Origin of the sequence: Streptococcus sp. KR, assembly GCF_002238115.1 — a bacterium.
Lineage (GTDB): Bacteria > Bacillota > Bacilli > Lactobacillales > Streptococcaceae > Streptococcus.
Genome location: NZ_NGVM01000007.1, coordinates 79,188 through 103,725 on the forward strand (window position 1 = coordinate 79,188; position 24,538 = coordinate 103,725).

At 32.6% G+C, this 24,538-nt stretch carries 27 protein-coding genes and 1 pseudogene; 2 read left to right on the forward strand and 26 right to left on the reverse strand.

Annotation, left to right across the window (positions count from 1 at the left end):
- Positions 1 to 45: 45 nt before the first annotated feature.
- The 24 genes from CBI42_RS04030 to CBI42_RS04160 form a co-directional block, all read right to left on the reverse strand.
- Positions 46 to 390 (reverse strand): hypothetical protein, encoded by a 345-nt coding sequence (locus CBI42_RS04030; protein WP_049487189.1) that lies wholly within the window; start codon positions 388 to 390, stop codon positions 46 to 48.
- Complete coding sequence (locus CBI42_RS04035) at positions 390 to 833, reverse strand: hypothetical protein (RefSeq protein WP_061589734.1); 444 nt, start codon at positions 831 to 833, stop codon at positions 390 to 392. Before CBI42_RS04035 ends, CBI42_RS04030 begins: the two co-directional genes overlap by 1 nt.
- A gap of 41 nt (positions 834 to 874) precedes the next feature.
- Complete coding sequence (locus tag CBI42_RS04040) at positions 875 to 1,231, reverse strand: hypothetical protein (protein WP_094753315.1); 357 nt, start codon at positions 1,229 to 1,231, stop codon at positions 875 to 877.
- On the reverse strand, positions 1,231 to 1,665 hold the full coding sequence (locus CBI42_RS04045; protein WP_049491882.1) for a hypothetical protein: 435 nt from the start codon (positions 1,663 to 1,665) through the stop codon (positions 1,231 to 1,233). The genes CBI42_RS04040 and CBI42_RS04045 overlap by 1 nt, the downstream gene beginning before the upstream one ends.
- 73 nt (positions 1,666 to 1,738) lie before the next feature.
- Positions 1,739 to 2,071, reverse strand: a complete 333-nt coding sequence (locus tag CBI42_RS04050; RefSeq protein WP_094753316.1) for a hypothetical protein — start codon at positions 2,069 to 2,071, stop codon at positions 1,739 to 1,741.
- Positions 2,071 to 2,493 carry a hypothetical protein gene (locus CBI42_RS04055; protein WP_049491879.1) on the reverse strand — a complete coding sequence of 141 codons (423 nt, stop codon included), beginning with the start codon at positions 2,491 to 2,493 and terminating at the stop codon, positions 2,071 to 2,073. Before CBI42_RS04055 ends, CBI42_RS04050 begins: the two co-directional genes overlap by 1 nt.
- A gap of 104 nt (positions 2,494 to 2,597) precedes the next feature.
- Entirely contained in the window at positions 2,598 to 3,041 is a 444-nt protein-coding gene (locus CBI42_RS04060; protein WP_049491877.1) for a hypothetical protein, read from the reverse strand.
- Positions 3,042 to 3,114: 73 nt separating this feature from the next.
- Positions 3,115 to 3,447 (reverse strand): hypothetical protein, encoded by a 333-nt coding sequence (locus CBI42_RS04065; protein ID WP_061589732.1) that lies wholly within the window; start codon positions 3,445 to 3,447, stop codon positions 3,115 to 3,117.
- Positions 3,447 to 3,884 (reverse strand): hypothetical protein, encoded by a 438-nt coding sequence (locus CBI42_RS04070; protein ID WP_049493703.1) that lies wholly within the window; start codon positions 3,882 to 3,884, stop codon positions 3,447 to 3,449. Before CBI42_RS04070 ends, CBI42_RS04065 begins: the two co-directional genes overlap by 1 nt.
- Positions 3,885 to 4,195: 311 nt before the next feature.
- Positions 4,196 to 4,618: a hypothetical protein gene (locus tag CBI42_RS04075; protein WP_094753317.1), complete on the reverse strand. Its 423-nt coding sequence runs from the start codon at positions 4,616 to 4,618 to the stop codon at positions 4,196 to 4,198.
- A 104-nt stretch (positions 4,619 to 4,722) separates the two neighbouring features.
- Positions 4,723 to 5,148: a hypothetical protein gene (locus tag CBI42_RS04080; RefSeq protein ID WP_094753318.1), complete on the reverse strand. Its 426-nt coding sequence runs from the start codon at positions 5,146 to 5,148 to the stop codon at positions 4,723 to 4,725.
- Positions 5,149 to 5,554: 406 nt separating this feature from the next.
- Positions 5,555 to 5,989, reverse strand: a complete 435-nt coding sequence (locus CBI42_RS04090; protein ID WP_080977866.1) for a hypothetical protein — start codon at positions 5,987 to 5,989, stop codon at positions 5,555 to 5,557.
- Positions 5,990 to 6,162: 173 nt separating this feature from the next.
- Positions 6,163 to 7,713 carry a ClC family H(+)/Cl(-) exchange transporter gene (locus CBI42_RS04095; protein ID WP_094753319.1) on the reverse strand — a complete coding sequence of 517 codons (1,551 nt, stop codon included), beginning with the start codon at positions 7,711 to 7,713 and terminating at the stop codon, positions 6,163 to 6,165.
- A 22-nt stretch (positions 7,714 to 7,735) separates the two neighbouring features.
- Entirely contained in the window at positions 7,736 to 8,509 is a 774-nt protein-coding gene (locus tag CBI42_RS04100) for a ribonuclease HII (protein ID WP_094753320.1), read from the reverse strand.
- Positions 8,496 to 9,347, reverse strand: a complete 852-nt coding sequence (gene ylqF, locus CBI42_RS04105) for a ribosome biogenesis GTPase YlqF (RefSeq protein WP_094753321.1) — start codon at positions 9,345 to 9,347, stop codon at positions 8,496 to 8,498. Before ylqF ends, CBI42_RS04100 begins: the two co-directional genes overlap by 14 nt.
- Before the next feature lie 81 nt (positions 9,348 to 9,428).
- On the reverse strand, positions 9,429 to 10,937 hold the full coding sequence (locus CBI42_RS04110) for a tyrosine-type recombinase/integrase (RefSeq protein ID WP_020903343.1): 1,509 nt from the start codon (positions 10,935 to 10,937) through the stop codon (positions 9,429 to 9,431).
- A gap of 84 nt (positions 10,938 to 11,021) precedes the next feature.
- Positions 11,022 to 11,255: a hypothetical protein gene (locus tag CBI42_RS04115; protein WP_001022845.1), complete on the reverse strand. Its 234-nt coding sequence runs from the start codon at positions 11,253 to 11,255 to the stop codon at positions 11,022 to 11,024.
- 266 nt (positions 11,256 to 11,521) lie between these two features.
- Positions 11,522 to 11,749: a helix-turn-helix domain-containing protein gene (locus CBI42_RS04125; protein ID WP_000919632.1), complete on the reverse strand. Its 228-nt coding sequence runs from the start codon at positions 11,747 to 11,749 to the stop codon at positions 11,522 to 11,524.
- A gap of 103 nt (positions 11,750 to 11,852) precedes the next feature.
- Positions 11,853 to 13,682, reverse strand: coding sequence for an SAG1250 family conjugative relaxase (locus tag CBI42_RS04130; protein ID WP_094753322.1), 1,830 nt, complete (start codon positions 13,680 to 13,682; stop codon positions 11,853 to 11,855).
- A complete protein-coding gene (locus CBI42_RS04135) occupies positions 13,669 to 14,034 on the reverse strand; it encodes a MobC family plasmid mobilization relaxosome protein (protein ID WP_020903346.1) in 366 nt (121 codons plus the stop codon). The genes CBI42_RS04130 and CBI42_RS04135 overlap by 14 nt, the downstream gene beginning before the upstream one ends.
- A gap of 4 nt (positions 14,035 to 14,038) precedes the next feature.
- Complete coding sequence (locus CBI42_RS04140; RefSeq protein WP_020903347.1) at positions 14,039 to 14,395, reverse strand: SAG1252 family conjugative relaxosome accessory protein; 357 nt, start codon at positions 14,393 to 14,395, stop codon at positions 14,039 to 14,041.
- Positions 14,396 to 14,718: 323 nt separating this feature from the next.
- Entirely contained in the window at positions 14,719 to 17,034 is a 2,316-nt protein-coding gene (locus CBI42_RS04150) for a hypothetical protein (protein ID WP_094753324.1), read from the reverse strand.
- A 10-nt stretch (positions 17,035 to 17,044) separates the two neighbouring features.
- On the reverse strand, positions 17,045 to 18,091 hold the full coding sequence (locus CBI42_RS04155; RefSeq protein ID WP_094753325.1) for an RNA helicase: 1,047 nt from the start codon (positions 18,089 to 18,091) through the stop codon (positions 17,045 to 17,047).
- Entirely contained in the window at positions 18,073 to 19,662 is a 1,590-nt protein-coding gene (locus tag CBI42_RS04160) for an ATP-dependent nuclease (RefSeq protein WP_094753326.1), read from the reverse strand. The genes CBI42_RS04155 and CBI42_RS04160 overlap by 19 nt, the downstream gene beginning before the upstream one ends.
- Positions 19,663 to 19,935: 273 nt before the next feature.
- On the opposite strand from CBI42_RS04160, the gene CBI42_RS13225 reads away from it, so the two are divergent.
- A complete protein-coding gene (locus CBI42_RS13225; protein WP_250646346.1) occupies positions 19,936 to 20,067 on the forward strand; it encodes a hypothetical protein in 132 nt (43 codons plus the stop codon).
- A gap of 380 nt (positions 20,068 to 20,447) precedes the next feature.
- On the opposite strand, the pseudogene CBI42_RS04170 reads toward CBI42_RS13225, so the two are convergent.
- A pseudogene (locus CBI42_RS04170) lies at positions 20,448 to 20,861 on the reverse strand (XRE family transcriptional regulator).
- A 364-nt stretch (positions 20,862 to 21,225) separates the two neighbouring features.
- Here CBI42_RS04170 and CBI42_RS12770 point away from each other — a divergent pair.
- Positions 21,226 to 23,532 (forward strand): hypothetical protein, encoded by a 2,307-nt coding sequence (locus CBI42_RS12770; protein WP_179211360.1) that lies wholly within the window; start codon positions 21,226 to 21,228, stop codon positions 23,530 to 23,532.
- On the opposite strand, the gene CBI42_RS04180 is transcribed toward CBI42_RS12770, so the two are convergent.
- Entirely contained in the window at positions 23,513 to 24,463 is a 951-nt protein-coding gene (locus CBI42_RS04180; protein WP_094753327.1) for an ATP-grasp domain-containing protein, read from the reverse strand. The two genes, CBI42_RS12770 and CBI42_RS04180, sit on opposite strands and share 20 nt — an antisense overlap.
- Between the last annotated feature and the right edge of the window lie 75 nt (positions 24,464 to 24,538).

Consider the following 24,538-nt stretch of genomic DNA (forward strand, 5'->3'; position numbering starts at 1 on the left):
TTAAGCTTTTCTCCTTTTTCTTATTATACTATAAGAAAGATTAGTCTATATTACACTATAATAAGGAAAAGTTATTTCAGATTTATCAATCTCAGTAGGGCTCCAAGGATCTGTTCCTGCAGCAATTACGGCTATACTTTTATAATCCGGTTTGCCATTGGCTATAGGAGCTACCGCCAAACCATCAAAACCTGTCCCTGGGTCAGACTTAGTCGCAATGACACGGAATTCTTGACCAGCGGATATTATGGTGTTTGTTTCACCTTTATTTTTAGGCGAAGGAGTAACAATTTTGTAACCCTTTCGCTTGGCATATTCTGGATTGGAACTATAAACATTTTTCCCTTGATTTAATTCATTAAGTTGTTTATCTGTATAAGTGAAAACCACTACTGTTCTCCTTTTTCTTTATCCGAATAATATATAGTAACTAAAGATGTTGTTTTCCCTTTATGAGAATTCAATATTTCCCACTGGTCATTTATTTCTTTATTTGTTTTTCCATTAACAAAACCATTATAATTTTCAACTTCATTTAAAGAGTGGCCTACACGATATTCTATTTTTACTTTATCTGAAAATAGAATATTTACATCACAAGACCAGTCGCCCGGAGGGGTTGTATATTCTGGATTGGAAATTTTGATTTCTTCTATCCCTTCATATGAATTCTTTAAGGCATTTACCAAACTAACTTCATACTCTCTATTCCGACGTTCTTCTTGGGATTTCCCTAACATGCTAAACATAAAAACACCTCCTACTGTGATGGTTGCGAGTAACAAAATGATTAGCAGCCTTTTATGACTTTTTTTATTGCTGGAATTATTCATTTAAGTTGTTCTCCTTTTTCTTATTATACTATACGATTAGCCTATATTACACTATAATAAGAAAAAGTTATTTTACATCTGTCAATCATAGTAGGACTCCCAGGGTCGGTTCCAGCAACAATCACGGCTACATTTTTATAATCTGGTTCGCCGTTGACAACCGGCGCAACTGCCAGTCCATCAAAACCTGTTTCAATGTCAGACTTAGTCGCAATGACACGGAATTCTTGACCATCGGAGGTAGTTATAGTGTTGGTTTCATAGCTAGCTAATTCAGAATCAGGTTTATTAACAACAAGCTTTTTATATTTTCGTCTAGCAAACTCTGAATTCACACTGTAAACCCCATTATCTCTATTTAAATTATTAAGCTGTTTATCTGTATAATTAAATGTCATTATTGCTCTCCTTCGTCGTTATCAGAATAAGTTACCCTGATTTTCGAAGTGGTTTTACCCTTGTTTTCATTCAAAAATTGTCTATCTTTTATTCTTCCTTCCCATTCCAACGAAGCATCAGTTATTTCCTCAGTGTCTAAAGAATATCCAATCCCATACTTAATTTTTCTTTCATCTTTGAACTTGATTTCTACATCACAAGACCATGACCCTGGTGGGTTTGTATAATCAGGATTCATAATCTTGATCTCTTCTATCCCGTCATAAGAATTTTTTAAAGCATTTACCAAACTAACTTCATACTCTCTATTCCGACGTTCTTCTTGAGATTTCCCTAACATGCTAAACATAAAAACACCTCCTGCTGTGATAATTGCGATTGACAAAAATATTAGTAACCTTTTATGACTTTTTTTGATGCCAGAATTATTCATTTAAGCTTTCCTCCTTTTTATTATACTATAAGAAAGATTAGTCTATATTACACTATAATAAGAAAAAGTTTTTTCATCTATCAATCATAGTAGGACTCCCAGGATCCGTTCCTGTAGCAATCACACCTATACTTTTATAATCCAGTTTGCCGTTGACAATAGGAGCTACCGCCAAACCATCAAAACCTGTTTCAATGTCAGACTTAGTCGCAACAACACGGAATTCTTGGCCATCTGAGGTGGTTATAGTGTTGGTCTCTTCGAAATCAGATGAAGAAGGATTCGGATTAGGAGTTTCGTTAACCAAAGGTCTATTATTTCTCTCGGCATATTCAGCATTGACGCTATATACATTCTTCCCATGGTTTAATTCATTAAGTTGTTTATCAGTATAATTGAATACCATTACTGCTTCCCTCTTTCTTTGTTGGAGTATGTAACCGTAACTGTATTAGTTGTTATTCCTTTTCTTAGGTTAAGAAAATCTCGTTGTCCATAAGTCATACGACCGTTATAATTTTGTTTCTCATCTAAGTTATGTGGAATTCCATAAAAGATTTTTTCTCCATCTTTGAACAAGATATCAATCTTACAAGACCAGTCGCCGGGAGGATTCGTGTATTCTGGATTGGACATTTTAATCTCCTCAATCCCTTGGTAAGAATTTTTTAAAGCATTTACCAAACTAACTTCATACTCTCTATTCCGACGCTCTTCTTGGGATTTCCCTAACATGCTAAACATAAAAACACCTCCTGCTGTGATGATTGCGAGTAACAAAACGATTAGTAACCTTTTATGACTCTTTCTGATGCTGGAATTATTCATTTAAGATTTCCTCCTTTTTCTACTTGAAAACTCTTCATTTATAATATAAATAGCAAAATCTTGGTTTAAATGATTCAATTGATTATCAGTATAATTAAATACCATTATTGCTCTCCTGTTTCATCATTTGAATATTGCACTAAAACAGTAGATTCTGTTTTACCAATGTGTTTTTTTAGTTTCAACCATTGTTGATTAATTTCCTCATCAGTATTTCCTTTCATAAGGCCATCGTGATTTTCTTTATAAGTTAATCTGTGATTAATTCCATAAGTTATCATTTGATTATCACTGAACTTTATTTCAATATCACAAGACCATGATCCTGGCTTCTCACTATAATAAGGTTCCGTAATCTTGATCTCTTCTATCCCTTCATAGGAATTCTTTAAAGCATTCACTAGACTGACTTCGTACTCTCTATTCCGACGCTCTTCTTGAGATTTCCCTAACATGCTAAACATAAAAACACCTCCTGCTGTGATGATTGCGAGTGACACAACGATTAGAAGCCATTTATGACTTTTTTTAATTCTGGAATTATTCATTTAAGCTGTTCTCCTTTTTATTATACTATAAGAAAGATTAGTCTATATTACACTATAATAAGAAAAAGTTTTTTCATCTATCAATCATAGTAGTACTCCCAGGATCCGTTCCTGTAGCAATCACGGCTACATTTTTATAATCTGGTTCGCCGTTGACAATAGGAGCTACCGCCAAACCATCAAAACCTGTTCCTCCGTGAGACTTAGTGGCAACAACATGGAATTCTTGATCATCGGAGGTGGTTATAGTGTTGGTTTCTTCGAAATCAGATGAAGAAGGATTCGGATTAGGAGTTTCGGTAACCAAAGGTCTATTATTTCTCTCGGCATATTCATCATTGACACTGTATACATTCTTCCCGTGATTTAATTCATTAAGTTGTTTATCAGTATAATTAAATACCATTACTGTTCTCCTGTTTCACCATTTGAATAAATCACTTTTACATTGGTTTCTGTAATTCCATGATGGCTTGTTAAATATTGATTATCATCTTTTCGAGAACTATTTTGAAAATCTCTACTTCTTATTTCGTTATTTTGTTTACTAAATGCGATTATATAACTTAGTTGTTTATTGTCTGAGAAAATTATTTTAACTTTAGCTCCCCAAGCATCTGACGGAATTGATGCATATGAAGGGTCGGTTATATGAACTTCCTCAATCCCTTCATAGGAATTCTTTAAGGCATTTACTAAACTAACTTCATATTCTCTATTTTGATGTTCTTCTTGAGATTTCACTAACATGCTAAACATAAAAACACCTCCTGCTGTGATGATTGCGAGTGACACAACGATTAATAGCCATTTATGACTTTTTTTGATGCCAGAATTACTCATTTAAGCTTTCCTCCTTTTCTTCATTCTACTATAATTTAAAGATAAATAACACTAGAATAGAAAAAATGTATCTAAAACAAGTCCCATCAAAACAAGTTCCTGCGTCAGACTTAGTCGCAACGACACGGAATTCTTGACCATCGGAGGTGGTTATTGTGTGGTTTTTTCTAAATTATCAGAAGATATATTTTCAATGAGATTTGAATTGACCTAAGTTCTACCGTTACGCTTAGCGAATTCAAGGTTTACACTATATACAGCATAATCCCGATTTAAATTGTTTAGCTGCTCATCTGTATAGGAAAATGTCATCATTGTTCTCCTGTGCTATTATCTGAATATGTAACAATTACTTTTAAGTCGGTCACTCCTTTGTAATTGTTAAGGAATTGCTTTTTATTATTGGTCAATGATCCTTGGTAATTCTTTTTATCATGGAGTCCATGGCCTATCCTATACTTAGTTTTTCTTTCATCATTAAATTTGATTTCTACATCACAAGACCACGAACCCGGAGGGCTTGTGTATGCTGGATTGGACATTTTAATCTCCTCAATCCCTTGGTAAGAATTTTTTAAAGCATTCACCAGACTGACTTCGTACTCTCTATTCCGACGCTCTTCTTGGGATTTCCCTAACATGCTAAACATAAAAACACCTCCTGCTGTGATGATTGCGAGTAACAAAACGATTAGTAACCTTTTATGACTCTTTTTGATGCCAGAATTACTCATTTAAGCTTTCCTCCTTTTTCTACTTGAAAACTCTTCATTTACAATATAAATAGCAAAATCTTGGTTTAAATTATACAATTGTTCATCAGTATATTAGAACTTCATCACTGTTCTCCTTGCTCATAATCAGAATAAGTAATTTGGACTGATTTTAAAGTTTTTCCTTTATGAGTTTCTAAATACTGCCAATCTTCGTTTGTTTCTTGACGACCACCATAATTTGTTTTATAACTTAAATGGTGATTAATCCCATATTTAAGAGTTTTTTCATCAATAAACTTAATTTCTACATCACAAGACCATGAACCTGGAGGGTTTGTGTAGTTTGGATTGGAAATCTTAATCTCCTCAATCCCTTGGTAAGAATTTTTTAAAGCATTCACCAAACTAACTTCGTACTCTCTATTCCGACGTTCTTCTTGAGATTTCCCTAACATGCTAAACATAAAAATACCTCCTGCTGTGATGATTGCGAGTAACAAAACGATTAGTAACCTTTTATGACTTTTTTTATTGCTGGAATTGTTCATTTAAGCTTTTCTCCTTTTTATTATACTATAAGAAAGATTAGTCTATATTACACTATAATAAGAAAAAGTTATTTTACATCTGTCAATCATAGTAGGACTCCCAGGATCGGTTCCAGCAGCAATCACGGCTACATTTTTATAATCTGGTTTGCCGTTCACAATAGGTGAAACCGCCAGTCCATCAAAATCTGTTTCAATGTCAGACTTAGTGGCGACAACACGAAATTCTTGATCATCGGAGGTGGTTATGGTGTTAATTTCACCTTTTTTAACTCGTTATCTGATTTAGCAGTAACAATATTTGTTCGATTTTCTTTACGTTGTACGAACTAAGTATTAACACTGTAAACATTCGGACCTTGATTCAATTTATTAAGTTGTTTATCTGTATACATGTATTTATTCATCATAGGTCCCCTTCTGAGCCATTCGAATATTTAACTTTAACTTTTGACTTAGTAGAACCTCGTCTAGAATTTAGAAAATGTTGAAATTCTTCATCTTCGTTATTATATACACCGATCCTAATTTTATTCGAGTTTATATCAAAAGCTAAAACATGTTCCTTAGATGTTCCATCAAAAAATTTTAGTTTCACATCAGCCCCCCAAGCCTCTGAAGGAATTGAGCTGTACGAGGGGTTCGTAATTGTTATCTCCTCAATCCCTTCATATGAATTCTTTAAAGCATTCACCAAACTAACTTCATACTCTCTATTCCGACGCTCTTCTTGGGATCTCCCTAACATAGAAAACATAAAAACACCTCCTGCTGTGATGATTGCGAGTAACAAAACGATTAGTAACCTTTTATGACTCTTTCTGATGCCAGAATTACTCATTTAAGCTTTCCTCCTTTTCTCATTATACTATAACCTAGAATAATTTAATCATTTTTTATAATATATTATAATATTTCTAACAAGAAAAAACCGACCTCATTGCTGAGAATCGGTTTTCTAGTGTATTTAATTAAGAAATTCATTTTCACATAACATAAATTATGTATAAACTTCTACAACAACAAATCTTTGACTTTTCCAATTTCACTTTTTGGAATAACTAAATGAATCATATCACCGAGATACATTCTGGTTGAACCGTTAACTGTTTGACTCTTACCATTATGAACTTGGGTGGTGATGAGGATGTTGTGTGGTAAATTGAGTTCATGTACTTGTTTTCCAGCGATTTTGTCTGATACAGGGATTTCAATAAGGGTGACTTCTCCTTCATCCGACGCTTCTTCTGGTAGCATTTTTTCCAACATAGCCTCATAGACTGGTGCACCCTTGAGTAGATCCATGATGATGTAGGCGACTAAGGTTACTAATCCAAGTGGCATGAGGTTGCGAATATCTCCTACCATTTCGGTTACTAGAATCATAGCGGTTAAGGGAGCTTTAGAAATCGCTCCAAAGTAGCCACTCATTCCCAGAATGACAAATATAGGAAACTGCTCCTGACTGACAAGTCCAAGATTGACACAAATGACACCAACTAGGGCACCAAGCAAGGAACCAAGTGCCAAAATTGGTAGGAAAATTCCTCCTGGAAGGCCACTTCCATAACTAATCATGCTCCAAACAAAGCGAATCAAAAAGTAAACTAATAGAACTTGGAAAGTAAAATCTTGCTCAGTTAAGGAAAGAACCAGCTGATTTCCACCACCAAGGATTTGGGGTAAGAAGATTCCGACTGGTATGATGAGGATGAAGGCAAGAATCGGATAATAAGCTCTATCCAAACGGATTTTTTGACCAATCCAATCATAAACTTTACCAACATTGAGTACAGATTTCTCATAGAGAAAACCGGAAAGCCCGAGAAAAATTCCCATGAGGAGATATATCCAATACTGATCTAGGGTCATGAGTGGGATGTTGTCTGGCATATCCAGTACGGGGGTTAGGCCAAATATGAGCAGTGAGATAAAGTTTGCTACGAGACTAGCTGCGAGAGTAGATACCCAGAAAAAGCGTGAAAAATGGTGATAAACTTCTTCTACCACAAAGAGAAGTCCTGCAATCGGTGCATTAAAGGCTGCAGCTAAACCTGCTGCAGCTCCACTAGCAATCAAGGAGCGTTCCTCTACTGGACTGGATTTGAGCCATTTGGCAATGCCTTTACCACCAACTGCTCCAAGTTGAATACTTGGCCCTTCTCTACCTAGCATAAGGCCACTGGCAATAGCAAGAATCCCTAGAATATATTTTTTCCATAGGACACTCCACCAGTTAAGAGTCATGAGTCCTTTTAATTCGGCTTCGACTTGAGGAATTCCTGAACCCTTGATATCTTTTTCCGATCGAGTCAATTTCGCACTGAGCCAACAAACTATTAAATAAAATAGACCAATGATAAAAAGATTGCGCACTAGGTGCGCTTGATCTTGATAAAGTCCTTGTATCAGGTGGAAGCCTTTTTCGATTAAGAAACGAAAGGATCCAACGATAATTCCAACAACGAGACCAACAATGATTCCTCGTCCAACTTGGGATAATATAGTACTTGAGGCAAAGGCAAATTCTTTCTTGGAACTAAGTGTTTCTGACTGTTCCTCCATAATCATTCCTTCTAACTTAACTTTATTTTTCTCCTGAAACCAGCGATTTAACGGGTTCAAAGCTGGTCCGGTGAATTGGGGTAACTCCTAGTTTTTTCAGTCCTTCTAGATGTTTAGCTGTTCCATATCCTGCATTAGCAGTAAAATCATAACCAGGGAACTGCTGATCGTAGTCCTTCATCAATTCATCACGTGTCACCTTGGCTACTATAGAAGCTGCTGCAATTGAAAGGGAATTGGCATCTCCTTTGATGATAGATGTTTGTGAAATTGGTAAATCCAGTTTCATGGCATCTATCAAAAGGTGCTCAGGTTGAGGACTGAGCTGAGAGATTGCTTCCTGCATGGCCAGTTTGGTTGCTTCATAGATATTGACTTGGTCAATGACCTGATTATCCATGATACCAATTCCGATTGACAAGGCTTGGTCCTGAACGGCTTGGAAAATCTCCAGATGTTTCTTTTTAGGAATTTTCTTGCTGTCGTTGAGACCTTTGATTTTACAATTTTGAGGTAAAATAACAGCTGCAGCGACTACAGGCCCAGCCAGAGGTCCACGACCAACCTCGTCAACACCTGCTATCAAGGTAAATCCTTGCTTGTAAAGTTCTTTTTCGTAGGAAAGCATGGATTCCAAACGAAGATCCTCATCCAATTCTGCCTGAATGGTTTTTTTACTCTTGCTGATTTCCTTTTGAACTCCAGAGCGATTATCCTTTTCAAGCTCTAAAAAAATAGGGCTATCTAGGTCCTTGACCGTTGCAAGGAGTTCTTTGATTTCTTTAATCGTCGCCATTGAGGTCTTCCAATGTATCTAAGGTATAGTTACCGAGTTTGCCATCACGGACTTCCTTCACGAAGAGACTGTAAAAGCGGTCATAGTCGTCACGGAAACCGAGAGCACGGGTCATATCCATAATAATAACAGGTGCTTCTTCCTCAATTTTCATTTGTTTGAAGCGTTCAGCCAGCTTTTCTGGATAATGTTCTTTGAAATAATTGAGACCAAAAATAGTTACCTCATCCATAGGAAGCAACTGGTCTTTAATAGCTCCGGTCAAGGCCAATTTAAGCGCAACAGTTTCATCCTCAAACTTAGGCCAGAGAATCCCCGGTGTATCCAGGATTTCAAGGTCTTTATTTGTTTTGAGCCATTGTTGTCCCTTGGTAACCCCTGGTTTATTGCCGACAACGGCAATTTTCTTACCAGCCAAACGGTTCATGAGAGTTGATTTACCAGCGTTTGGAATCCCGATAATCATGGTACGCAAGGTTTCAATCTGAATCCCACGTTCTTTCTGGCGAGCAATCTTATCAGCCATGAGCTTTTTGGCCGCATCTGTTACAACTTTTACAGTCACTTGCTCTTTGGAGTTGATAGCTAGCGTCTGAATTCCTTGTGATTCAAAATACTGGCGCCATTCCTTGGTCATTGCTGGATCGGCCAAGTCCGCCTTGTTTAAAATCAAGAGTTTTGGTTTGTCACCAACAATTTTGGTCAACATAGGATTTTGACTAGATAGAGGTAAGCGGGCATCCACCAAAATCGTTACAAAATCAACAAATTTTAAATTTTCCTGCACCTGTCGACGAGCTTTAGACATGTGACCAGGAAACCATTGAATAGTAGCCATTGAGTTTTTTTCCTTTCATAGCAAGGGTTTAGAGCCCCTATTTTATTTTACTATTGTCTAAACACCAAGCGAACACCAAAACTACCATGCAATGGAAAAACCTCTGATTTGATTCTCACTTGATTTCACAATCTTTATATCAAACTGTGGGTGGTATTTGACAATATCTTTTTTGATTTTTAATAGTAAATTTGAAACAATATTTTTAGGTGAGTAACGTGGACTAAGATGTAACAAGTCTTTAAACTCATCAACACTTAATTCTACTTTATTGCTATTATCACTAGTTTCAATAAATTTTTCAATCATTCTGGAATATTTACAGGTATAACTTTTTAATTCATCAAAATGGAAATTGTGATTTTCTACAAATTGATTTAAGGCTTTTACAGTATTTTCTTGTGAACGATTTATATTATGTGTATAGCCCATTGTTGTCTCAAAGTTAGCATGTCCTACCCTAGTCATAATATCTTTCACTGCTATGTGCATCTCATTACTTTGAAGGTAACTAATATGCATATGTCTAAACGAATGGGGAGTAACATGTTTTACCCACTTAAAACCATAGTCACTTAAACAATTTGTCAATAATTTTCCTTCTATTCGTTTCAAAATTTGACGAAAAGTGCTTGATGTTATTGGAGAGCCGTATTCTGTTCTAAATACACTTTCAGAATGTGTAAAAGCAGGACAGGGATGTTTCTCCATATAAGCATCAAACTCTTTATTTCTCTGTATTGTCCTTTTAATAGCTTCGCTTGCAGCTTCAGGCAAAGCTACTTCTCTAATTGAATTGAGTGTTTTAGTTGTATCAAAATGAAATTGTTCAACTTTTAAACAGTGATATTGAAGTGCCTTATCAATATGCAAGATTCCTTTTTCAAAATCAATATCTGATGGTAAAAATGCTGCTTCACTAATTCGAATACCTGTAAGTAACAATACTATAGCAAGATCATAATAGTTTGCATTTCTGCATTGGCGTAACACATCAAAAAATGCATGTAATTCATGAATTTCTAGAAATTTAGAATCATGTCTTTCTTTTGCTTTACGCCTTTTCTCTAATGAAATATCTAGTTTTACCGCAGTCATTGGAGAAAACTTAATGACATTATATAACACACCATGATTAAAAATCTTATTACAAGTACTTTTTATATGAGTCATTGTTGAAGGCGATGCATCATACATTTCTAAATATTTATTGAGACTATTTTTCATCAGAAGTGGAGTAATCCTGTCTAACAAAAAATCATCTCCTATAATTTTCCCAAGACGCTTCATAACCAGTAGTTCTCTCTGAATTGTTTGTGGTTTAACAGATACACACCAAGTCTGGAACCAATTTTCTTTTAACTCTCCAAATGTTGTAATCAGTTCAGGACTATACTGACTTTCAAATGAAGTAGTTAGTCTATCTATTTTATCAAGAACCTCTCTTTCAGCTTGTTTCCTCGCCCTACTAGTATTCTTAGTATAACTTACAGTTACTGATTTCCACTTTCCTGTTAGTGGATCTTTGTACTTTTCAACCACTTGATATAAGGGTTGCCCTTTTGAATTTGTTTTAGTTACATAATACATAATTTAATTCCTCTTAACTCTTAAAAAGAAATAAATCATTGTTGTATAGAATAAATAACTACCCTATATTATACCATGACTTCCTTATTTTGTCCGCTTTTGCTTCCATCTTAAGAAACTTTCAAATCCTTCTAGATTAATGAAAACAAGTTTATGGGTTGGGTTAATTACATACATGGAGAATGTTCTGTTTTCTCGCATTTCTTTAATCCATCTGTTCAATGTATATTGATTTAAACCATCCCATCTTTTTAGAATTCCCTTTTTATCGGCCCATTCTGCAATGGAATTTTCGACAGATATATATTTTATATTCATATCATCATCCTTCCTAAAAAATATTTTCTCCTCCATGGCATGACTGATGAAGTCATCATAAGAATTTCACTTGCTGCTCTTTTACGGTGGCAGCCTGAACGGTCAGAAGTATCATTGTATATCATTTGTATCATGGCATATAAAGTATCGCTCTATTTTATTGATGGTTTTAATATCGCTCTTATCATGGCGAGCCATTCAAAACTGCTCCACAAATGAGGAAAGTACCATTTTGGACTATTCAATTGTCAATGTGCTTTCTTAACCTAATACTTTTTGGAGTAATGGTCTTCTTTATTATCCACTCGACCTACAAGGTAATCTAAACTTACATTATAAAAATCTGCAAGTTTGATAAGGTCATCTATAGAGATTAACCTGGTACCTGATTCCATTTTAGAATACGCTGATCTTGTACAATTTAAGATTGTTTTTGCAACATATTCTTGTGTCAAATCATCATCTTCACGTAAATCTCTAATCCTTTTCAACATCAAATGTCTCCTAAAACAAGTATAATATAGTTATTTTCTTATTTTTAAATATGTGACAAATTGGCACATGAAACTATTCTATATATACTTTTTAGGAAACTGTTTACTCTAAATGTATCTCATTTTCCTTAATAGATTTCATATTTTGTTTTTCCTTATATTTCTTTATTGTTTTATTAAACATTTCAAATAAATTTATTGCTTCTCTATGTTGTTCCTTAAGTGTTTCGATCTTTCCTTTATATATGTATAAATCCTTCTCTATTGCATCTACTGAACTTTTACCTTGAATACTATTTTTTAAATTGCTAGAACTGTTTGTCGTATTATTCAACAATACTTCCTCTAAATTAGTTAAATCATCAATTTTATTTTGGACTTGTTCAATCAAATTCTCTAGATATGATATTTGGGCAATGAAATCATTTGTTATATCTTCACAATCATTCGGACTATTTTCCGCAGATATAAGAAAATCTAATTGTTCTATTTTTTCTTTAATTTTGCTAAGAGGAATTCTTCTATACATATACTGCGGTTCATACTGAAGATTAAATTGCCTGATCAAAGTTTTACCTTTCATAAAGCGGTTTTTTTCTGCTGAATCTTTATGGTATACATAGTAAGAACTAGTTTCTCTGAGAAATACTTTAACTTTTTCTTCTTCCATATTGATTTGAATATTTGGTACAAAAATAAGTCCTTCTTGTCGGATGCCAAAATGTACCTTAATGTACATTCCATCGTCTACTACTTCTTCTATTTGATTTAGATTCAACTCTACCTCAAACTCATGAACTGCATCCCTATTTCTCTTGAAATCTTGATAGGATTTCAATACCACCTCTTCTGTCGGCAACTCTTTTTCTTTAATTAGCTTTTCTTCATTGTAAAGTTCAACTAAATTTTTATTATCTAAGACAACAGTTTCATTTTTGTTGTTAAAATAGTCTTGAAAATAACTAACACTATACCGATTCGTTTTTACCAATTCCTGCTCTGAAATCTTAATCTCATCAAATTCAAATTGAACATGTTTTTCTTTCGGAATTATTTTTAATCCAAAAAATTCTGCTCGTTGAATCAATTCATTCATATTCTTCATTTTCGGAAGTAAAAATTCTAAGATGTTTATGATTTCCCTTTGAACAAACTTTTTCTTAAAGTAAGTTTCATTATAAGGTTGTTTTCTACTCAATTTATTATCACGTACGACTTGTTTCATATTTGAATCAGTCATAAAAAAAGTAACATGCTTGTGTCTAAAATCAATTTTTAAATGTAAAGCTTTTGCTTTTTTCTTGAAATCTTCAAAATTTTTCGAGTTCTCGATTAGAAAATATACTCGTTGTTTTATTTCATATTTGTAATTTGTTTTGCGATAAACTTCATACTGACGATGCGAATAACGATTTTCTATAATTTTTGCCCCTGCAATTTTTGAAAGACGATCAGAAACCATTCGTAGATTATGTTCTGCCTTATAATCCCATAGAAACTTTTTATCAGAATTCTGATCAATTGAATTTAGGATGATGTGATTGTGGATATGATTTTTATCCACATGAGTTGCTACGATAAAACGAAATCTACCTCCTGTCAACTCTTTAGCTGTCTCATAACCAATTCGATTGATTTGTTCAGGAGTGAGATGGTCATCTGGAGAAAAGGACTGAATGATGTGATGAGAATGAATTTTTCGTTGATTTACTTCTTGCCTATCATGACGAAATTCATAAAGAGTATCATTACTTAAAAAATTATCATTGTACATCTTCACTAGTTCTTTATAACTAGGAAAATCTAAATAATTTCTCATACCAAAATCTGAAACTAGTGTTAGATTTTTTGTTTTATTTGGATTCAAAATATATTTGATTAGTTTACTACGATAACTCTTTCCGTGAATGGCAAAATGCTTAGTGATGACCATAAAACTCCCTCAACTTTTTTGCTTGAACACTAAACTCTTTCTCTACCTCACTTATCAAGTCAGCGATTCCCTTTTTCAAGTCTTGCAATTCTTCACTTGAAATCAACTGAGATTGATTAACACTTCGGGCAATCTGGTTGATGTTATTACCAATCCTCTTCAACTCAAATATCAAATCTTGATAACCAGTTGTATCAATGGTGATGAAATTCATACCAGGGTCAAGTAGGGTTCGTCGAGCATATTCTGAAAAAGATTGACAACCGCTTTGATCGATGCAATGTTTCAACTGACTCAATTCGCTATCAGATAGGAAAACTTTCTTTAGGTTAGTTCGGTAACGATTTTCCATGTGCCTACCTCATGTATTTTTTACGGAAGTCTTGACTAAGAGGAATGGAGTTCCCTATTTCTTGAATCAATTCCTGAACACAGGTTAAGAGAATGGATACATGTTCTTGGGTGACTTGATGTTCTGCCCTTGATAAGATTAAAATCTCATAAACATCACGACTGATTTGTTCCAGCTTTTGAGAACGCCAGAAGGTGAACCACTTTTCAGCACTCATTTCTAACTCGTTCTCCAGTAACTTGTTTCTGGCAAATGAAGAAAAGTGTTCAAATCCTTTATTTTTCATCATTATGTCAATCATTTCTAATTCATTTGCAGTCAAATTAACCTCTTTGCGAATGTCTCTGTATTGTTCTGGCACACTACTTCCTCACTTTCATCGATTGTCGGATAATTCCCGACCCCGTGTCAACCACGGGAAACTTATAAAAACAAAATATAGCATCTTGTAAGGCTTTGCGAGCTCAGATATTGTGTCCACAATATCCCAAAAATCATATCGCCAACCGACCAAAATCTTCCAGTTTTGACAGCCAACGATAAGATAACTTGGTTGCTTCGCCCCCAAACCCCTAGTTAAAATTTTTAGGAATGATATAAGGATAACAGAGAAGATTTGGAAAAGATATCACAGCGTTGAATAGAGAGTAAAAAAGAGAGCTGAATGCTCTCAATAAAACGGCTCTATACAAATTTGATTTTTTCTGGAGAACCAAGAGATGTAAATATTATACCCTCTGGAAAGACATAGTTATGTTTAAAAATATAATCGATTAACATTCTAGTCGATTCTGGATAGTTTTTAAAATATTCTTTATAAGCTTCATCTCTATATATGACACTTTTCTCCATGACAGAACTATATGAGTTGTTAGCATTACAGCTTGATTCTATACAATATTTCATAGCATATTGTGCCAAAATTTCTGGGTCTACTATATTTTTATCTCCCTTTTTATCTAAATATTCAATAATTGTATTAACTGGTTCAATGATATAATGCGTTCGTCGAGCTTGTAAAATAATATCAGACCAGTTTTTTATATAATCTGGCGCTTGATTGGCTAAAAAATTTTTTAGATGTCTAAAAACAGACTCTATTAAACTTAATGTGTAGAAACCATCAACCGGGAAATATGTTGCTAATACCGACTGACTTCCTAACCCGAGAAACATATTTCCAATGTTTAAATAATGAGCATCCAATACCTGAGTCTGACATGCTCCCAATATCGTGACAACAGGTACAACTTTTAAATTATTTTCTAACTCAATCATATCAATTTCATCATCGCCAATATGAAGTTTACCAATCTGATCTGGTTGATTTTTACTAATTTCAGGCATACTACCGTGCCCATAGTAAATAAAAAAAGTTGAAGGGTTTTCATTCATTGTACGAATAAAATCCGTTTTATTTCTAACTTCATAGTAATTAACATAATGGTTAGGAAAATAATCTTTCAATAACTCCCCTAATTTTTTCCCATTATTATATAGTTCGTCAGATACATTAAGACTATTAATTACTAAAAATGATACATTAGCTTTTGGAATTTTTGTTTTTAAATTATTTTTTGCTGAGTTTACTAGCGTATTACCAGGAATAATTGGCAATCTACTGATGGATTTTATTAATCCCAAAGGAGTATCTTTATATTTAACCCATTCAATTGGTGCATCTGTAATGAATTTTATATGCTTTCCATGTTTAACAATAATATCAATAAAGCCATCATCTAATGATAACTTTAACTTCTCAGATATTTTATGGAAATTATTATTGAATTTTTCAATTTCTAATAAATTGGAATTCTTTATATTTTTAAACATATGCGAATAGCATAAAGCAATATCTTTAGAGGGTAAGTTAGGCAAACGCACATACGGAGATTTTGTATCTAGAGTAAAATTAAGGGATAAGGAATCTAAAATTGAGTTTTCTGATGCTCTGTCAGAAATTATTGGTAGCATCTTTTCAAAATCTTTACCAATTCCTATTCCATAATATCCTGAAAAATCATATATCTGCCGAAGAACTGATTTAGACAGTCGTAACTGAAACTCTCTATTTACCAAATCAACACTTGTTTTATTTACCATCGGCAAAACAAAAACCATATCTGTTCGATAAGATATTTCATCAAATCTCTTAAAAAAATAATCCGATAGATTCAAAAAATATTTTTCAAGAATATCCAAGTCTAAATCTGCAGTATCTATTGAATCATCCCATTTCCTTATAATTTCAATCAAAGAATCAATTCCTTTTTCATGTTTTGCAAGATATATGATATACTTTTCTGCAATTAGGAGCTTTAAATAATATTTCAAATCACTTATCGCTTGTTCCTCTGCCACTAGTTTTCCTTCTGTTGTTGGGTTATCAAATGGTTTTGGTTCCTGCCTATTTTCAAATATAGATAGGTACAAACCTCTATTACGATTAATTGCAATCTCTAAAGGTCGCAAAAAGTACTTATGAGGTATGCTAATCGGCTCAATTTTTGTTTTATCAGAGATTGTAACTTTATTATCTAATATCTGACTAGCATTAATGCTATTTTTTTCAACAATCAATTGTAGTTTGCTGAAAGGAATATCTACTCCATCTGTTAAAAAAATCACAGGTAGTGTTGTTTCTTGTATTTGTTCAATAATAGGATGATCTTTTAATTCTTCAGGAATGAAAACGCAGCCTAAAGGAGTTTGTTTAATTAAATCTATAATACCCTCTGTATTCTTAATTAACAGCTCTATGTTTATGTATTCCGTAATATAATTTGGTTCTTCAACAAATGAGGATAGAGGCCAAGGAAGAACTAACTCTTCAAAACTTTTAGGTATATGAGCAACTAAATACCTTGATTGAGTATGAGTCACAATGTTCCTATTAAAACGATAGGAGAATGTGTCTCTCTCAATAAAATTTGGATTATCATGATTATTTGTAGTTAAAAAATAACTTACAAATGGTATGTTTAAAAACTGTTCTGTCATAATATTTCCTTTACTTTATCTTCTTATAATCTATGATATCTTTTTGATTTACAAAATATAGGTTTCCCCTCGTACGTGTACACGCAACATAAAATTTACTTTTGGTTTGTGAAGAAAGTTCATTCAAGCGATCAGCTGCGAATAATTTGTATGATGTTGGATTTAATACTACACAAACATTGTCATATTCAGAGCCTTTACTATCCCCCCAATTCTGACTTTTACAATCATATTCATAAGATTTTTGATAAAAAAGTTTCATAACATTATCATTTGTCATTATTGATTCTATTTTATCCTTTGAATCTATGAGAATAATTTCGGCAGAAAGCTTTTCTTCTCGATGTGATAAAATTTCAATAGCTAACTTATCAACAATAAAGTCACAAACTATTTTTGGACAACGATAACTTTTTGACAAACTCGATAAATCAATTTCATATCCTGAATCAGAAAGAACTTTTAACCAATTCTCAAAACTCGAATGGATCCCTTTTCCTTTATTAGCTCGCCTTGAAGTACTAAAGGTTTTTTGATAAAAATCTCCAAATAAAAATACTTCTGCATTAAGATTACTTAAACTTAAAAGCCAATCAAAATCATCTGATTCAAAATCCTGACACTCATCTACATAAATACAATCAAAAAATTTATCAATTCTATCCAAATATGAATTATCAAATCCAATCTCTTTCCTCTTATAAATTAATGAACCCCTTAATAGAGATTTAGAAAGTTGATTCTGAACAATTCTTCCAGTATTATCTATAGTAGTGTTATCAAATTTCCATTGAGGCTCATAATCAAAATTTATTCCTTTTGGTCGTTTCCCTAAATATGGCACTAAGCAAAAACTATATAGAAACTCAAAAACACCAAAAATAAAAGTAGACTCAGGGATGAATCCAAACTTGTCAATCAACTTTTCTCTGATTGTATTCTGGTTCGTCTCTGTATACGTAAGTATAAGATTTCTTTTTTGAGGATTAATACTTTCAATTATTTTAGTTGTTTTGCCACTTCCAGCAACGGCATGAATTAATCTTTTATTATCCATTCAATCGCCTCTTTAATGTAATCAGGTATAATAAATTCGTCACTTCTATGATCAGTTTCCATTTTTTCTAGTAATCGCAATGCAAATTCAGCCTTCTCCCTAAGCATATATCCTAATAAATCTTTAGATTTAGTTAAACCAAAAGAATCTAACAAATCCTTGTTATTATTATAAATACATAATTCAAATGTTCGATTAGCATTATCTAAATCAGAGGAAACTTTTATATTCTGGAATTGTTGATAAGAACTATATTTTGACTGTACTTTACTTTCATAATCACCATCGTTATCCGTTATAACTGCTACTTTTTTATCAGTAAAGTTGGTTGCAATTTCTAAATACCTCTCAAAACTTAATCCATCTACAGAAATAATTGATACATTAAATTCTTCAGGCTTTTTGGAGTGGAGTATTTCGAAAAACTTCTCTACTAAAATATACTCAGCATTCCCCTCAACAAGAATTATCTTCTTACCTAGAGAGAAGTTCAATAAATTTTGATTAGTAGATTTTTTGAAAAATCTTACAGTATCTTTTTTCAAACCTTTAAGTTTAGATATCTGACCATTATCTAAAAAAAGAAGATTGTCTACACCCAATCTTGAAGCAATCATATTTGAATGAGTCCCAATAAAAACTTGAACACCTGTTTTTGAACTTAGCATTCTAACTAATTTTTGGAGGTTTTGGAAGCTCAAATGATTCTCAGGTTCCTCAATAAGTAGTATTTTAACCGTTTCCTTGAGATGACTGTATGCATTTTCAACACCTAATAATACTTTTTCTCCTTGCCCTAAATTTTTTATATCTACACCATTTTTTACAGCTGATACTGAATTTCTAAATGAATTTTCTGATTCGTCAAAATGAAGTTGGAATTCTGAAGCATTCTCCTTCAACAGTTCATCCTTCCTTAAAGTCTTTAAAAAATTAAATGAATTTATCCTGTATTGATGATTAACTTTTGCTCTATTTTCAGCTGATATATTTTCTAAATACACCTCATGGATGCGTTTTTGAATTTCTTGTTGTGTATCAATAAGACTGGTATTTATTATCGAATGTAGAAACTTATACGGTTTATTGTACGAGGAGTAGGGTTTCCCTGAAAATGTCAAAAATTCAACTCTATAGAACTCAAATGGAAAGACTGTCCAGTTACTATCATTTAAGACAGAAGTAATTTCAGATATATAATCTTGATCGGGAATTATTTTTAATGAAAGTCCAAAAGCTTTGATTTTTTGAGAGTTATGCTTTCCTTCAATATTGAAGTTAGAGGAAATTTCAGTACATAATTCATCAAAATAAATTTCGACAAAGGCCTCAGGAAGCTGATTGATATCCTTTGTTCCCATAAAATCTAAAATCGCTTCTTGATTAATGATACTAGCCAAACTACTTCTCTCAATCTGACTATGACTTCCACTCAGCACTAATCCAACAGCATACAATAACGTCGACTTTCCTGCACCATTCTCTCCAACGAAAATGTTAACTTCTGAGTTACAAATAAAATCAACTCTTTTATAACGCTTAAAATTTTGTAAAATTATCCTAGAAATCATACATATCTCCTAACATCGATTAGCATAACATGCTCAATAAAATTATATCACACTAGTGATAAATTGTACTTAATCACTACCTTTAATAACCAATAACTCCTTAAATATATCTCTTCCTTACATCTTGAAAAATTTTTGACATAATTGTTGCATAATAAAGTAACTGGAGTTTTATCTTATGTTTTCTAGTATTCATCTTAAAGAACGTAGAATACCCAAACTGAACTCTCCAACCTATTAAAAATCAATAGAGCTTCATACAACAAGTGGGAAATGGGGAAATCCAATCCAAATCAAAAAAATCTTTCTACTCTGGCAAGAACACCTGATGTTCCAACAATCTATTTTAAATCAGAATACAAGATTATGCCCCAATCTTCAGTTCTCTTCAAAAAATTAAGATAAGGTTGATGAGTACGCAGGGGAATTACTTCAAACACAACAATCTCATGATAAGGTTGTGACACGTTTTCCTGTAGAAGTGTTCTATGATGTTTCTCTTTCTACTGGTCTTGGAGAATCTCTCTTTGATGAATAGTGGATGCTGTGCTCGAAAACTATCAACATCAATAATGATTATATTGCCCTGAAACTCTTTGAGCTTGATACAATGGATAGTTTTCTTTCTAGTTCGCCACGAAAGAAAGCTACTGGATTTTGTCTCATTTTCTTTCCTCTCGTCAGTGTGTGAATATTGCAAGCTAAGGTACGGGCAAACTCCTCCTAACTATATCATAAAAACTCATTAAGCTACTATCCGATTTTCTGGTGTTTTCTAGTATGCTCTAAATACCATCCAAGTAGTCTCTGTAACGCTCCAGTTCTTCTAAAGTAGTCAACAGATAAATGTTAGTATTCACCATAGCAGACAAGTCAACACTCATCATTTCTCTCATCATCAAAGGGACTGTCTTTATAACGATAGAGACAAGCTAGGAGACTTTGTTCCACGTTTCTTGACAATCTCCATTTTTAGAGTTACTTCATAATCTTCAACTGGATTCAACATTTTTTCTTTCCCCAGAATATCGACATAGGATACGTTGACCTTCTAGCAAATAGCATCTATCAGTCCCGTTGAAAGTGGACTGGTAACGTTCTAGTAACGACTAAGGCTATTACGTGAAATACCCCCAATTCGTGTAAATTCTGGTTGTGTCATGTGTCTTTCGTAAAGATTTGATACGGTCTCCAATCAGGGAAATTTCTTTTTACTTGATAATGCTATCATATCATTTAGAAATTTAAAAAAGACTGATTCAAAATCATTAGAGGATATAGTTCTGAAATTGAAATTTTTCGTTCTAATCCTATGAAATCTCGATTTTCTAATAAATTTGTACTTATTTTCTTCAGACTATATAAATATTTCGTCGTTGTAAGTTTGTAATTGACTCAAAGGTATTAGATATAATTTCAAAACAGTGTTTTAAGCTATAGTTGACCAATATCATAGTTTGCTATTTAATGTTAAGTAAAAATTCATTATACAATTCAAGCTACTGAAGATGAATTTATGGTATACTAGTGATAATAAATAGTTATCGGTAGGAAAATAAAAATATGGAATTTATAAATCGTAGAGATGAACTAGATAAAATACAAAATGAATATAAACAACATTTAAAAACAGGTAAAAGTCAAGTTTATATTATTAGAGCGAATTCAGGTATAGGGAAGTCGGAGTTTATAAAAGAAACTATAAAACATTTTTCACAAACTCCTATTGAGATTCTTCATTTAGATGACACTGAAAACTCTTCTACATTTAGACGTTTTGTAATTGAGTTAGATAAAGTAAGCCAGTTCTATGGGTATCTTGATTTTAAAGCATTCTATACTAAAAAAATTAATAGTTCAAAGGCCCTGCAACTACTATTAAAAATGTCTTCTTTTTTTGGTCAAGCTTTTATTGGAATGGTATCTAAAGAAAATGGCTTAGAATCTATAATCTCTGAAGTAAATTTGCCTTCTTTAATACCTGATCCTAGAGAATACGAAACTTTTATTTTAAAAGCTCAAACTGAGAATCTATTTGAATACGCAAAATATGTACTAGATCATGAAAATTTATATTTCAATTTTCCAAACGCCTCAGTAATTGATCAAGAATCACTCGATTTATTGAATAAATTGATTGAAAAATCTGAAGGAAGTCTATTCATTTTTGAGTGTGCAGATAAAAAAGTTGAAAATAGTTTTAAAAATAGTCGCAACATAATATTGAGGACATATCAATTAGAAAAACTCTCCGATGAGCACATTAAACTATACATAAATATTTTGTCAAATCAGTTAGCATTACAAGCTGAACAAATTAATTTTACAACTTTACAGGATTCTATAAGAAAAGGAGATTTATCGGAAATCTCCTTAATACTAAAAGATTTTTCTGAGCGTTTGAAGGAAAATAAGGCTTCCAAATTACAGAGCATTTACCAGATTATTGAAAATATTTCTCAAACTCAATTAGTATTCTTACTTTTTGTATTCTACACAAAGAGAAAATTATCACTTACGGATTTAAGAGAAATCATGTTAGAGACTGATAAAACTTTTTCCCAAGAAGATATCGATTTTCTTCTTGAAAAAGGGCTATTAGACCAAGTTGAAAACTTCGTTTTTCTATCAAACTCTGTATCAGAAGTAATTAGACAAGAAACCTATTTCAAAAAAGAGAAAACATTTGTTGGCTCAATTCTCATCAGATTTCTTAACTTAAAGCTATCTCAAACAAATGAATTTGTTTATTTAGATACTCTTGTTGATTACTATATTTGTTCAAAATTTTTCTTACAAATTAAATTAATATTACCTAAGATACAGGAACGTTTATTAAACTTTGATTCACAACAAGGTCGTAAAGAGTATTTCGAAATTTTTTATTTAAATAGGCAGAGATTTATTGAGAAAGATAGTTCCTTCGCACTGTCGCTAGCTAAAATAGCCTATGATGCAAATTTATACTATGAGGCACTAGAGTTTATCAATCTTTCAACAGAAGTTACGGCAGACATAGTATTTGCCAAGTCCTTAATTTTAAATCGTTGTGAATTGTTTCCTGAATCCATTAAATACATTCAGGAAAATATTATGAATCTTAGTGAACAAAGCTCACAATTTTTCAAACTATCATTGATTAAACTAATGAACTTAATACAATTAGAACGTAGAGATGAGGCTAAAACAATCTTTGAAAATATTAAATTACAAGTAGATAATCCGTACTACCCGTATTTAATTAGAATTTCAAATGTATTTGAGCTTAGCTTTTCTGAACGACTAAGGAAAGTTGAGGAAATTTCAGGTAGAATTTATAGTCTAGAAAATGCAGAATTCTCTGGTCTAAATGCTATTTACTTGTCTTACTTGTATGCGGTCAATGATAAAATTAATGATGCAGAGGAGCAATTAAATAAAGCCAGAGATTTTTTTGGAGACAGCCTTATTTACAATCATATGATTCTTCATAACGAAGCCACCATTAAATTCCATAATAATGATATTGATAACTCTATCCCAGAACTGCTCAATAATGCTAAGCTAACTGCATATGATCAATATGATTTACTCGCAATTTATAATAATTTACTAGTTTACTATATTCTAAGCGACCAAATAGCAGATATTAATTGTCAAATGCTTGTGTATGAATTAGAAGATTTGTTAAACGAGACAGGTTTTAAAAGATTTATTGATAAAATTTATTATAACCTCTGCCATTATTATTATAGAATGTACAATTCTGAAAAGGTCGAAATGTACTGTAATAAACTAGCTGATAATCAAATCAAAAACTTCTCAGATTATAAAATGAAGTTAATGTATGAAACTTCGTGGAAACTCCCCCTTAATTTAAATGATGAGTAAAGAGTGTTTGTATCATTTCATCGTACGTATAGCCATTTATGTTGAATGTTTTAGGCACAACAGATTTTGGATATAACCCAGGATTGGCATTGATCTCTATTAGATAAAATTCTGCATTTTTTATTCGACCATCTACTCGTATCAATTTATTTGGAGACAAGTTCTTATAAAGTTGCTTTAAGTTGATAATATCTTTGTCGCTTAAATAGCAACTTTTTTCGATTTCTACACCGATTTTTTGTTTAATTTCTGAGGTATAAGCCTGATACTTGAATTCACTATATTCTGGAAAAATAAGTTCAACTTCTTCAAAAAATAACTTTCCTTTATTTTCCAAAATAGTAATAGCTACTTCTCTTCCTTCAATGTATTCCTCTACTAGAATACCATCAAAGTCCTTCATTAATTTCTTGAGGGCCATATCTGCCTGTTCCATATTTTCAACAATAGAGTTTTGTGTAATTCCTATTGATTCTGATTCATAGTTCGGTTTAATAATAATTGGATATTCAAAGTTCGCTAAAATTTCTTTAGTGTATGAATGAGCAAATACTAACAAACTTTTTGGGACTTTTATACCAAAATTTTCTGCAAATTTCTCTGTCATAAATTTATCTTGACATAAAACTTGTACATATGGGTCTGGGTTGAAATATTTAATTTTATAATTTTCACAAAATGCTGGGACACTCATGTTTCTAATTCGACTTTTATAGCCAAAATCAAAATTTAACACAAAATCGTCTAGGTGATTAAAAACACTTTTTTTGAATCTCTCAAAATTATCGTAAAATATGATTTCATCAATAAATTTAGAAAAACTTTTATAGAGAATATCTCTCAATTCATTGCGAGTGTATTCTCTGTTTTCGATAATTTTTGTTTGAATGGATGAATCTGGATTGACATTTAAAATGACTACTAATCTCATAATTTCTCCTACCGATAACTATTTATTATCACTATACAAAGCACTCAAATAGGTTTATAATAGCATGATTATTGA

Coding starts and splice junctions, on each gene's coding strand:
- CBI42_RS04035 (WP_061589734.1), bottom strand. CDS start 833: ATGAATAATTCCAGCAATAAAAAAAGTCATAAAAGGCTGCTAATCATT.
- CBI42_RS04040 (WP_094753315.1), bottom strand. CDS start 1,231: ATGACATTTAATTATACAGATAAACAGCTTAATAATTTAAATAGAGAT.
- CBI42_RS04045 (WP_049491882.1), bottom strand. CDS start 1,665: ATGAATAATTCTGGCATCAAAAAAAGTCATAAAAGGTTACTAATATTT.
- CBI42_RS04050 (WP_094753316.1), bottom strand. CDS start 2,071: ATGGTATTCAATTATACTGATAAACAACTTAATGAATTAAACCATGGG.
- CBI42_RS04055 (WP_049491879.1), bottom strand. CDS start 2,493: ATGAATAATTCCAGCATCAGAAAGAGTCATAAAAGGTTACTAATCGTT.
- CBI42_RS04060 (WP_049491877.1), bottom strand. CDS start 3,041: ATGAATAATTCCAGAATTAAAAAAAGTCATAAATGGCTTCTAATCGTT.
- CBI42_RS04065 (WP_061589732.1), bottom strand. CDS start 3,447: ATGGTATTTAATTATACTGATAAACAACTTAATGAATTAAATCACGGG.
- CBI42_RS04070 (WP_049493703.1), bottom strand. CDS start 3,884: ATGAGTAATTCTGGCATCAAAAAAAGTCATAAATGGCTATTAATCGTT.
- CBI42_RS04075 (WP_094753317.1), bottom strand. CDS start 4,618: ATGAGTAATTCTGGCATCAAAAAGAGTCATAAAAGGTTACTAATCGTT.
- CBI42_RS04080 (WP_094753318.1), bottom strand. CDS start 5,148: ATGAACAATTCCAGCAATAAAAAAAGTCATAAAAGGTTACTAATCGTT.
- CBI42_RS04090 (WP_080977866.1), bottom strand. CDS start 5,989: ATGAGTAATTCTGGCATCAGAAAGAGTCATAAAAGGTTACTAATCGTT.
- CBI42_RS04095 (WP_094753319.1), bottom strand. CDS start 7,713: ATGGAGGAACAGTCAGAAACACTTAGTTCCAAGAAAGAATTTGCCTTT.
- CBI42_RS04100 (WP_094753320.1), bottom strand. CDS start 8,509: ATGGCGACGATTAAAGAAATCAAAGAACTCCTTGCAACGGTCAAGGAC.
- ylqF (WP_094753321.1), bottom strand. CDS start 9,347: ATGGCTACTATTCAATGGTTTCCTGGTCACATGTCTAAAGCTCGTCGA.
- CBI42_RS04110 (WP_020903343.1), bottom strand. CDS start 10,937: ATGTATTATGTAACTAAAACAAATTCAAAAGGGCAACCCTTATATCAA.
- CBI42_RS04115 (WP_001022845.1), bottom strand. CDS start 11,255: ATGAATATAAAATATATATCTGTCGAAAATTCCATTGCAGAATGGGCC.
- CBI42_RS04125 (WP_000919632.1), bottom strand. CDS start 11,749: ATGTTGAAAAGGATTAGAGATTTACGTGAAGATGATGATTTGACACAA.
- CBI42_RS04130 (WP_094753322.1), bottom strand. CDS start 13,682: ATGGTCATCACTAAGCATTTTGCCATTCACGGAAAGAGTTATCGTAGT.
- CBI42_RS04135 (WP_020903346.1), bottom strand. CDS start 14,034: ATGGAAAATCGTTACCGAACTAACCTAAAGAAAGTTTTCCTATCTGAT.
- CBI42_RS04150 (WP_094753324.1), bottom strand. CDS start 17,034: ATGACAGAACAGTTTTTAAACATACCATTTGTAAGTTATTTTTTAACT.
- CBI42_RS04155 (WP_094753325.1), bottom strand. CDS start 18,091: ATGGATAATAAAAGATTAATTCATGCCGTTGCTGGAAGTGGCAAAACA.
- CBI42_RS04160 (WP_094753326.1), bottom strand. CDS start 19,662: ATGATTTCTAGGATAATTTTACAAAATTTTAAGCGTTATAAAAGAGTT.
- CBI42_RS13225 (WP_250646346.1), top strand. CDS start 19,936: ATGGGGAAATCCAATCCAAATCAAAAAAATCTTTCTACTCTGGCAAGA.
- CBI42_RS12770 (WP_179211360.1), top strand. CDS start 21,226: ATGGAATTTATAAATCGTAGAGATGAACTAGATAAAATACAAAATGAA.
- CBI42_RS04180 (WP_094753327.1), bottom strand. CDS start 24,463: ATGAGATTAGTAGTCATTTTAAATGTCAATCCAGATTCATCCATTCAA.